A 9869-nucleotide genomic window follows, 5' to 3' on the forward strand; every position below is an offset into this window, starting at 1 on the left:
CGGCTCAATACTGCCCGGTCGAGCTCGACCTCCAGCCGGCGCGCCTCGACCACGGGAAAGATATCCGCGGGGCCGATCATCTCGCCCTCGTGTTCGATGCGCACCAGGGCCTCGAAATACGAGGGGTGGCACTCGGTCAGAGCCACAACCGGCTGGTAGGCCATACGAATCCCGGTTCCCCGGGTCACGGCCTCGTACACCGCGTTGTTGACCCAGTTCGAATAGATGCCCCGCGTGTCGTCCGCCAGTTCCGGCGTAAACAGCACCACATGCGAAGACGCGGGGCGCTTGGCCTTGTACATGGCTACGTCGGCCTGCCACGGCAGGGCTCTCAGGGCCTGTTCGTCATTGCCGGGCGCGACGGCCATGCCAATACTGATCTTGATCGGCTCCCGCACCCCGAACGCGGCGAAATCGGTGGCTCGGATGCGTTCCTGGACCTGCTCTCCCATGTTTCGGGCACCGGATTCGTCGCAGTCCAGGAAAATCGCCGCGAATTCGTCGCCACCGATCCGGAACAGCGGCTCCCCTTCCCGCAGGACCTCGCCAATGCTTTGCGCGACCGCCTTCAGGACGGCGTCTCCCAACTCGTGGCCGTAACTGTCGTTGATCGCCTTGAAGTGAGTGATGTCGAACAGGACGAAGCACACCGGATCACCATGGCGGGTCACCATCCCTGGCACGGTTTCCCAGTATTCCTCGAATGCCCGCCGGTTACGCACTCCGGTGAGGGCATCGTGGTACGCCATGCGCGAGAGTTCGCGATTGTTCCTCTCCAGGCTGGAATGAACATCGTGGAGCCGGGCCTGGTAGGAGTTCAGGGATTCCCGGATCTTTTCCGTTTCCGCGATGGGCAGCCAGCCGTTGACTCGTTTCAGCACAAGGCTTCCGGCGCTTTCGCGCAGCCGGTCGATATGTCCGGCAATGGTTCGCAGGGGGCGTACGATCACGTAGACCAGTGAAGAGAACAGGGCCCCGGTGAGGAGCAGAAGGATGCCCGCGAAATTGATCAACGCGTCGAGCAGAAGCGAGTCCAGCTGATCGGCCATCGGGTTCGAGCGCAGCTCGAAGCGCGCCTGCCCGAGGAGATCCCCTGCGGGGACCGCATCCTGCTCGCCGAGATCGAAATGGATCGATTCGGGATCGACATAGCGGTACGCGTGGCCCTCGCGGAGCGCGTCGAGAAACCGGGTCTGCAGACCGACGAATCCCGATGGCTCGGCCCCGTCGGGCACGGGAACCGGTTCGAACGTCACCAGGAACGGTTCCTCATCGCCCGGCATCGCGCGTGGCGCCGGAGGCGGCAACTCGAGCTCCGCGGGCAAGCCTTCGGAATCCGGCCCGGGCAGCGGCGCTCCATCTCGATCATAAATCCGCGCGTCCACGACGCTGTCCGCCAGGACCCCGGCCTGGTGCATGCGGTGGCTCTTCCAGTAGGCATAGTAGTGCGGGGTGCCCAGTTGTTGGCGCACTTCCTCCCAGCGCGCGAACCGGGAAGCCTGACGGTCTGCCTGCTCGCAGACGTGATCCAGAGCCTCGGCAAGCTCCTGGCGCGCGGCCTCGCGGCCACTTTCCTGAATTTCGCCGCGCAGCTGGTCGACCTTGTGCCAGGTGTAGAAACCAAAACCGGCCACGATCAGCAAGGACACCGCCGCCAGCAGCAGGGCGTAATGCGTGATCGAAAGCGTACGGCCGGGGATCATTGCGAGTGACGCTCCCGGAGCACTTGCTCGACCTCCTCCAGCAGGTCGAATTCGTGCATCCGGTCGAAGAAGTGGTTGGCACCTTCCACGATACGGACCTCCACTCCATGGCGCCGCAGGGTCTCTATCCAGTCCAGATCGATCCGGTCATCGATACTGCCCGCGATCAGGGTGGAAGGCACGGTATTCAGCTCGAGGGCCCGCTCCGTCCGCTGCCGGTCCCAGTCGTAGTAGGACAGGTACGCCTCGGGCGTCGTGACGTACTGACGACAGAACCCCAGGGAATACTCCTCCAGTCCGGCATCACCGCGTTCGAGCGACGCCCGGGCGCGGGCGGCATCTTCGGCCGATTCGAATGCGGCCTCGCCATGGCCGAAATAGGTCACGCTGATGAAGATGGCGTGGGCCACCGGAGTGTTCGCGGAATCCGCCAGGTAAGCCAGCAGGTTGACGCTGCCGGCACTGTGACCGATCACGACGGGTTCCTGATCGGTCTTTTCCCGCAGCCAGTCCACCCAGACAGCGACTTCGTTCCGCGTCTGCTCCATGCCGTGGGTATGCACCGCCTCGCACGGCAGGCTCGCGGTGCGCCGGTCGATCCCCAGGGTCAGCGTGGGGGTCAGCACGTGGAACCCCGCGTCCGCGAGTGCCACCGCGAGCCGGCGCACGGTGGGGAAGTGATGGGTCTGCAGGAAGCCGTGCTGGATCAGCACGGCGGGCTTGTCCGGTTCGCCGGCCCAGTATGCGGCCTCGGCCGCATCACCGGAGGGCATTTCCAGGACCACCGGGGTTTCCCCGCCGGTTGCCACGGCACTCAGACTCAGCAGGATCACGGTGGAAACGACCGCCGCCGTGCTGCGCAAGAACCTTGCGGGCATAGTCGTAACCCTCCTGGCCAAAGACCCCCCGGGGAAAACCCCCAGTTTTAATGTAACAGTCTCGCGGCGCGATGGCATGCACGCCGGTCCGTCAATGGACGAAGCTAGTCGGAACGCGGCTGTGGCGGAACGGCTTTCGCCTGCAGACTCGAATGGAGGCTCAGCCCCGTCACGGTCAGCAGGATCAGCGCCATCCCGAAGATCTGGACCGCCGCCAGGGATTCATCCAGGAACACCACACCGAACAGCGACGCGGTCACCGGCTCGACCATGGCCACGATGGAGGCCACCGCCGGCGCCGTGTAGTTCAGACCGACGATGTAGAAGATGAACGACAGACCGGCGCCCAGCACGCCGAGGATCACGAACAGGGGCCAGCTCGAGGTGCTCAGCACGTCCACCATCTGCCCCGGATCACCCAGCGAGAAAAGGATGAGGACCAGGACCGCGAACGCGATCACCAGGATCGCCTGCGGGCTGCCATGGGGCGCGGCAAACTTGAAACCGAAGATGAACACCGCGTAGGACAGGCCGGAGGCCAGACCGGCACCCGCGGCGATCAGGGTCACGTCCCCGGCGCCGATGTCGTAGATCCCGGTCAGCAGCACCACGCCCAGCAGGACCATGACGATCGCCACCCACTTGAACAGCGTGGGCCGCTCCAGCCCCAGCGCAAACGAAACCAGGTACACGAACACCGGCGCGCAGTACATCAGCGTCGCGGCCACGGCCACGCTGCCTTCCGCGATACTCAGGAAATAGAACGTGAAGTTGCCGGCCACGCCCAGGCCGGCCACCGCCGACCAGAGCCACATGCGACCGCTGCCCAGTCCGCTGCCCTGCGGACGCAATGCCAGCCAGGCGAGCACGAACAGTAGCCCGATCGCACCGCGATAAAACGACACCACCACGGGATCCCAGCCCTGCCCCGTCAGAATGCCGCCGATTCCGCCGGATAGCCCCCATGAAAACGCCGCCAGCACGACGAGCAGGGTACTCAGCCCGGCCAGTTTTTCGTTGGTAAGGGATTTCAGGGGGTTCGGTGAGGCATGGGGCATTCACTGTCCTTTCATCGATCGAGGATGCGGGAAAACAAGGGACGAAAGTATACCAGCCCCTCGCAAACTGCCCCGGCACATCCATTCGGTTTGGGAGAATACCCGGGAGCTGCCTCTACCCTTGCTCCCCTCACATTCCCTGGCGCCGCCCGCGCGGGACGCACGGGTGTGTGACCTGCGTCGATTGCCGTACCCCGGGGGAGGGTCTAACGTCACTGGTGAGCACCCATCCCCCTGTGTGCTCGGCGCCCCGTCCTCCCCCGGAGGTCGGGGCGTTTTTGGTTTCGAGCGTCCGGACCGTAAAAAGACCGCAATTCCGGGCCGCACATGGCGAACTCGGACATTCGGCTGATGGAAAGGTCTCGCCGCTCCGCTATCTTCTGAAGTACACGCATGATATTCGGGAGGTTCGCCATGAACACCACCACCGAACACAAGATCATCGCCGCAACCTCGGCGGTGGCCCGGCTTACCACCCTGCACCACTGGCTGGGCGACCCCGCCGATGCACCCGAGCATATCCTGCCGGCGCCCGTGGTCCATGCCTGGGCCAAACGCGGCGAGCCAGGGAGCCAGCACGAAGCCCTGGCGGGGGCGGTCGGACGCGGCTGGATTCGGGTGACCCCGGAGGGCTATTGCCTCACGAGGGATGGTCTCGCCGCACTGCAGACCTTCGTGCCGCATTTTCGCCGCCTGGCCCGCCGGGACACGCCGAAGACCGCCGCCCCCGCCAGCTTCTGAGCGGCGACGCCGGGGCGTTGAGCCCCGCCATCGATCTGTTCATCGAGCACTACTGAGCGGAGCTGCCCGAACCACCGGAGCCGCCAATGACGAGCCGCCTGATTATCGCCGCCCTGACGATTGCCACGCTGCTCGCCGCACCGGCCCTGCAGGGCGCGGAGAAGCAGCCCGAGCGGCCGAGCATCGGTCTCGCACTCGGCTCCGGTGGCGCCGGGGGGCTGGCCCACATCGCCATCCTGCAGGTCTTCGACGACCTCGATGTCGAACCCGACCACATCAGCGGTACCAGTATCGGGGCGGTGATTGGCGGGCTGTATGCGGCCGGCCTCAGCGCCGAGGAGATCCTGGACGTCTTCGACGACTTCGGTGGCTCGCGCATGGATGCCCTTTCCGGGCTGGTCGAGGCCGATGTGCAACTCACCGAGCTGATCCCGCTGCGCCTCGGGCGCAACGCCGTGCTCGACTCGACCGAATTCCTCGAATTCCTCGCCAAACACACCGATGCCGAGACGTTCGACGATCTGCGCATCCCCCTGTCGGTGGTGGCCACCGACTACTGGAGCGGAGACACGGTAGTGCTTGCCGAGGGCGAACTGTTCCGCGCGATCGAGGCCAGCATGGCCGTCCCCGGCCTGTTCGAGCCGGTTCCGCAGGGCGACGACCGGCTGCTGATCGACGGCGGCACGTCCAACCCGCTGCCCTGGAACCTGCTGCAGGAAGATCACGACTTCGTGATCGCCGTCGACGTCTCCGCCAGCCGCAAACAGGCCCCCAACGATCCACCGGGCCTGACCGATCTGCTGTTCACCACCTTCAGCATCATGCAGAGCTCGCAGATCCGCCACATGCGCGAACACGACCCGCCCGATCTCTTCCTCGAGGCCGGCACCGCGGACATCCGCCTGCTCGACTTCAACCGGGTCGAGGAGATCGTGGAAAAGGCGCAGCCCAGTGCCGAAAAGCTGCGCGAGGCACTCGAGACCCGGCTCGATCCACCCGCGCAGACCGACCCGTAGGCCTGCCCGACTGCAGCGCCGCCGGGCTCAGATATGCCGTGAGAAATCCCCGTAGCGGCAATGACCGAGCAGGTTGCGAAACGCCGGGCCGTCCAGCCGAATCAGCGAGACGTGGTCGCCCCCCTCCACATAGACCCTGCCCTGCGCCGCGAGCGATTCATCCAGAAGGACCTCCAGACCCCATGCGCTACCCAGCGCCGGGACTGCCCCGTGTTCGCAGTCCGGGAACACCGACCGGACCTCCTCTTCGGTCGCCAGCCCCACATGCTCCCCGAGCATGTAGTGCAGCTTGCCGAACTGCAGCCGGCGCGTGGCCGGCAGGACCGCCAGCATGTAATGGCCGGCATCCTCCACCAGCACACCCTTGGTCAGTTCATCGCCGGGTACGTGGGCGGCTTCGGCCGTCCGGCTGGCGGAAACCGCACGCGGATGGCCCACAACGTCATAATTCACGTCCCGCTCGTCGAGAAATTCCTGCAATGTAGTGCTGATCGTCATCGTTCTGCCCCTCTCGCCGCGGCCGGGTCACGCAAACGCGGATCCATGCCTTCAACCCGAGGATAGACAGGCTGAAGGCCACGAGCTCGCCGCTTTCCGCCACCGGGGGGCCCGCTGGGGCCCTTCGACGGGCGGCCACCCGTTGATTGCCCCATACTCCCGAGGCAGCAAGTCCGGAATGACGGGGGAAGAGCATGCTTCGCATCGCGGCTGTGCTGTTGCTGGGCCTTGGGATCTTCGCCGGCTGGATCGCCGCGCAGGGCTGGGAGGCCATGCGCGTGCTCCAGGACATCGAGGCCGGCGCGGGGCCGAGCGCGCTGAAGGAGCGCACCCCCGAGCCCGCGCGCGAAACACTGACGTTCACGACGGACGAAGGTGACATCGCCGCCGACCTGTACCATCCCGGGCAGGAGGTGGGCGCGCGCATCGTCCTGGTACCGGGCTTCACGCCGCAGGGCAAGGACGACCCGCGGCTGGTACAGCTCGCCCGTACGCTGGCGCGGGCGCGCTTTCTGGTGCTGGTGCCCGACCTGCAGGGCTCGAGAGCGCTCAGCGTGCGCCGCGAGGATGCCGCGGCCATCAGTGACGCCGCCGCCCTGCTCGCCCGCCTGGAGGTGGAGCGCGCTCCCGACGAACAGGACGTGGGGGTCGCCGCCATCTCCTACGCCGTGGGCCTGGCCGTGCTGGCCACACTCAAGCCGGAGGGGAAGGAAGCCATCGACTTCCTGGTCGGGATCGGCGGCTACTACGACACCGAAAACGTCGTCACCTTCGCCACCACCGGGGCCTACCGGGAACCCGGCTCCAGCCGGTGGCAGACGCGCACGCCCGACCCGCTGGCAAAATGGCTCTTTCTGTGGGGCAACCTGCATGTGCTCGATGACCGCGCGGACCGCGCGCTACTCGAAGAAATCGCCCGCCGGCGCGCCGCCGACCCCGAGGCGCGCATCGACGAGCTGAGCGACCCACTCGGCGCGGAGGGCCGAAGCCTGCTGGCGCTGATCCTGAACGACGACCGCGAGCGGGTACCGCAGCTGCTGGATGACCTGCCGGCCAGCGCGCGGGAAGCCATCGAGGCTCACTCCCTCGCCGAACGTGACCTCTCGCATCTTTCCGGCCGCGCCCTCCTCATCCACGGCCGGGACGACACGATGATCCCGCACACCGAAAGCACGCGCCTCGCCCGTGCCATCGGCGAAACCGACCTGCACCGCATCGACGGCTTCTCCCACATCGACCCGCACGGCGTCGGACTCATCGGCCAGTGGCGGCTCGTGCGGGCAATGACGGACCTGCTGGCATGGCGCGACCAGGGCGCCTGAACGCCCGCGGCCCGCCCCGGGCACTCCCCGGTTCTTCCGGGCCTCCAGAAAATTGCTCAAGCCCCTCCGTTTGGAGGGGGCACAAGCGCCCGCGCCGTTGCAGATTGAATACTACAACCACATGTTGAGGAGGGAACCCCAATGAAACCCAAGGCCCAGCACATCCCCGGCGCGCTGCTGCTGGCCCTCGGGGCCACGCCGTTAATCGCCGGCGTCACCATCCCCCATACCTTCCAGTCCGGCGAAACCGCCGTGGCCGAAGAGGTAAACGAAAACTTCGAGGCCCTGCGCAACCGGATCGAAGAACTGGAGAACGAGCTCGACAACGTGCTCGAGCTCAATGAGCACGTGGAGGTGATCAACGTGCACCCGACCGATCCCAATGCGCAGACGGTGCGCTTCTCCGGAGTGGATGTGCAGATCGTCAATGGCGAGGGGGAGACCGCCACCGTCAACGGCGTCGGCAACCTGATCGTCGGATACAACGAGGAACGGTCTGGGTATCTTGTGGCTCGGGTCTGCAGCGACGGGCGATACGACAACGAAACGGAGTGCACGAGCAACGGCGGAACCTGGGCGCACAACCACAAGTCCGGCTCCCACAACATCGTCGGAGGCTCCGGCAACGCCTATTCTTCCTATGGCGGCCTGGTGGTGGGCCTCCAAAACACGATCAACCGCGCGTACGCGAGCATCAGCGCTGGTCAACGGAATGTGGCTTCGGGCGAGGTAAGCAGCGTCAGCGGCGGCCATTCGAACACCGCCGAGGGCCCGGCCAGCAGCATCAGCGGCGGCGGGGACAACACCACCGAGGGCTGGGGCAGCAGCATCCTCGGCGGCGAGGACCAAACTGCTTCAGACGAGTACGAAACCATCCCCAATTGATCAGGAGGCCGCAGGATGAAGACGCAACGACTCATCCCCGCCCTGCTGTTCGCCACCCTGCTGTTCGCCACCCTGCTGCTGGCCGGCTGTGGCGGCGGCGGTGGTGGCGGCGGCGACGGTTCCCCCGATGCCGACGCCGATCCGGAGATCTCCTCCACCTGGGGCGAAATGGCCTGGGACGAGGGCAACTGGCAGTAACCCATTCCACCAAAAGGGCCGGGCACTCGCCCCGGCCCTGGCAGGGTCCCACAAAAACTCCTCAATCCCCTTCGTTTGGAGGGCGCCCGGACGCCTTCTCTACAGCAGACTGAAAGCCCGCACTTTCATGTGAAGAGGGAGTTCAATGAAACCCAAGGCCCAGTACATTCCCGGCGCGCTGCTGCTCGCCCTCGGTGCCACCCCGCTCGTCGCCGGCGTCACCATCCCCCACACCTTCCAGTCCGGCGAAACCGCCGTGGCCGACGAAGTCAACGCCAACTTCGAGGCCCTGCGGGAGGAACTCGCGGCGGCCCAGGACCGGATCGCTGACCTGGAAAGCGACCGCGACGACATGCAGGAACTCCACGAGCACGTGGAAGTGATCAACGTGCACCCGGACGATCCCAATGCGCAGACGGTGCGCTTCTCCGGAGTGGATGTGCAGATCGTCAACGGCGAGGGGGAGACCGACATCATCAACGGCGTCGGCAACCTGATCGTCGGATACAACGAGGCGCGCGGGGTCTACGAGGGCGAAGTCTGCAGCGACGGGCAATACGACGACCAAACGGACTGCACCACTAACGGCGGGGCCTGGGCACAGAACCACAAGTCCGGCTCCCACAACATCGTCGGCGGCTCCGGCAACTCCTATTCCTCCTATGGCGGCTTGGTGGTGGGCCAACAAAACGCGATCAACCGCGATTACGCGAGCGTGAGCGCTGGTCTTCGGAATATCGCCTCGGGCGAACAAAGCAGCGTCAGCGGTGGCGCGTTAAACACCGCCGAGGGCCGTTGGAGCAGCGTCAGCGGCGGCGACGAAAACGAAGCCTCAGGCGAAATAAGTAGCATCAGCGGCGGCTGGAACAACTCCGCCGCGTCTGGCCGGAGCAGCGTCAGCGGCGGCGGCTGGAACACCGCCGAGGGCCAAGGCAGCAGCATCCTCGGCGGCACTTCGGCAACCGCTTCGGGCGGCTACGAAACCATCCCAGAGATTGAATAAGGAGGCGGCAGGATGAAGACGCAACGACTCATCCCCGCCCTGCTGTTCGCTTCCCTGTTGCTCACCGGCTGTGGCGGCGGCGGTGGTGGATCCAGCGATGCCGGAGACGATCAGGACGCCGCCACCAGCTCCACCTGGGACGAAATGGCCTGGGACGAGGGCGAGTGGCAATAGCCCCAAAGCCCACGGAGGCCGGGCACTCGCCCGGCCTCTCCTTTTTCTGCGCCATGGGCACGCGGCCGTGGCGCGAGGTNNCGGCCGCGTCGGGCCCGTATTCCGCCCGTTCTACGACCGGTTCCTGCTTTTCCGGATGCCACCGTGGCCCCGGCCATTATGGATCACCGTTCCCTGCTCCGCGGGATACCGTAGAGCGACTGCAGCTCCTCGATCGGGCACCCGTACTTGAGCGCCCCCATCGGTGAATCAACCGTTGCCCGTCCTGAAAAGGCCGTTGATCCCTCCTATGCTCCGAGAAGAGCGGACTTCGGAGGAGATCATAATGGCAGATCTTCGCGTACGGACGCTTTCCGAAAAGACAGCATCGCGGTCACCGAGACCACCAACCTC

Annotated in this window: 11 protein-coding genes; 7 read left to right on the forward strand and 4 right to left on the reverse strand. The window is 65.8% G+C overall.

Features of this window, described 5'->3' with window-relative positions; translation table 11 throughout:
* From B1A74_RS13520 to B1A74_RS13530, 3 genes are all read right to left on the reverse strand, one after another.
* A partial coding sequence (locus B1A74_RS13520) for a bifunctional diguanylate cyclase/phosphodiesterase (protein WP_077244936.1) occupies window positions 1–1703 on the reverse strand: 1703 nt, incomplete at its 3' end.
* The gene (locus tag B1A74_RS13525) at window positions 1700–2581 is read right to left on the reverse strand and encodes an alpha/beta hydrolase (RefSeq protein ID WP_038036371.1); all 882 of its coding nucleotides are present in this window, start codon (window positions 2579–2581) and stop codon (window positions 1700–1702) included. The genes B1A74_RS13525 and B1A74_RS13520, both read right to left, overlap by 4 nt.
* A gap of 104 nt (window positions 2582–2685) precedes the next feature.
* Window positions 2686–3639 carry a DMT family transporter gene (locus B1A74_RS13530; RefSeq protein WP_018947868.1) on the reverse strand — a complete coding sequence of 318 codons (954 nt, stop codon included), beginning with the start codon at window positions 3637–3639 and terminating at the stop codon, window positions 2686–2688.
* Window positions 3640–4053: 414 nt separating this feature from the next.
* On the opposite strand from B1A74_RS13530, the gene B1A74_RS13535 reads away from it, so the two are divergent.
* Together B1A74_RS13535 and B1A74_RS13540 are read left to right on the forward strand one after the other, a co-directional pair.
* Complete coding sequence (locus tag B1A74_RS13535; protein ID WP_110619910.1) at window positions 4054–4380, forward strand: hypothetical protein; 327 nt, start codon at window positions 4054–4056, stop codon at window positions 4378–4380.
* An 86-nt stretch (window positions 4381–4466) separates the two neighbouring features.
* Complete coding sequence (locus B1A74_RS13540; protein WP_077244937.1) at window positions 4467–5396, forward strand: patatin-like phospholipase family protein; 930 nt, start codon at window positions 4467–4469, stop codon at window positions 5394–5396.
* Window positions 5397–5423: 27 nt separating this feature from the next.
* Here the strand turns inward: B1A74_RS13540 and B1A74_RS13545 are convergent, their stop codons facing one another.
* The gene (locus B1A74_RS13545) at window positions 5424–5894 is read right to left on the reverse strand and encodes an aminoacyl-tRNA deacylase (protein ID WP_077244938.1); all 471 of its coding nucleotides are present in this window, start codon (window positions 5892–5894) and stop codon (window positions 5424–5426) included.
* 194 nt (window positions 5895–6088) lie between these two features.
* On the opposite strand from B1A74_RS13545, the gene B1A74_RS13550 reads away from it, so the two are divergent.
* From B1A74_RS13550 to B1A74_RS14375, 5 genes are all read left to right on the forward strand, one after another.
* Complete coding sequence (locus tag B1A74_RS13550) at window positions 6089–7216, forward strand: alpha/beta hydrolase (RefSeq protein ID WP_077244939.1); 1128 nt, start codon at window positions 6089–6091, stop codon at window positions 7214–7216.
* Window positions 7217–7357: 141 nt separating this feature from the next.
* The gene (locus tag B1A74_RS13555) at window positions 7358–8101 is read left to right on the forward strand and encodes a hypothetical protein (protein WP_077244940.1); all 744 of its coding nucleotides are present in this window, start codon (window positions 7358–7360) and stop codon (window positions 8099–8101) included.
* Between the two features lie 15 nt (window positions 8102–8116).
* On the forward strand, window positions 8117–8299 hold the full coding sequence (locus B1A74_RS13560) for a hypothetical protein (protein WP_077244941.1): 183 nt from the start codon (window positions 8117–8119) through the stop codon (window positions 8297–8299).
* A gap of 145 nt (window positions 8300–8444) precedes the next feature.
* Window positions 8445–9302 carry a hypothetical protein gene (locus B1A74_RS13565; protein WP_077244942.1) on the forward strand — a complete coding sequence of 286 codons (858 nt, stop codon included), beginning with the start codon at window positions 8445–8447 and terminating at the stop codon, window positions 9300–9302.
* 12 nt (window positions 9303–9314) lie between these two features.
* Entirely contained in the window at window positions 9315–9476 is a 162-nt protein-coding gene (locus tag B1A74_RS14375) for a hypothetical protein (RefSeq protein ID WP_167769426.1), read from the forward strand.
* Window positions 9477–9869: the final 393 nt, after the last annotated feature.

The sequence above is a fragment of the Thioalkalivibrio halophilus genome, assembly GCF_001995255.1.
In the GTDB taxonomy this organism is placed as follows: Bacteria; Pseudomonadota; Gammaproteobacteria; order Ectothiorhodospirales; family Ectothiorhodospiraceae; genus Thioalkalivibrio; species Thioalkalivibrio halophilus.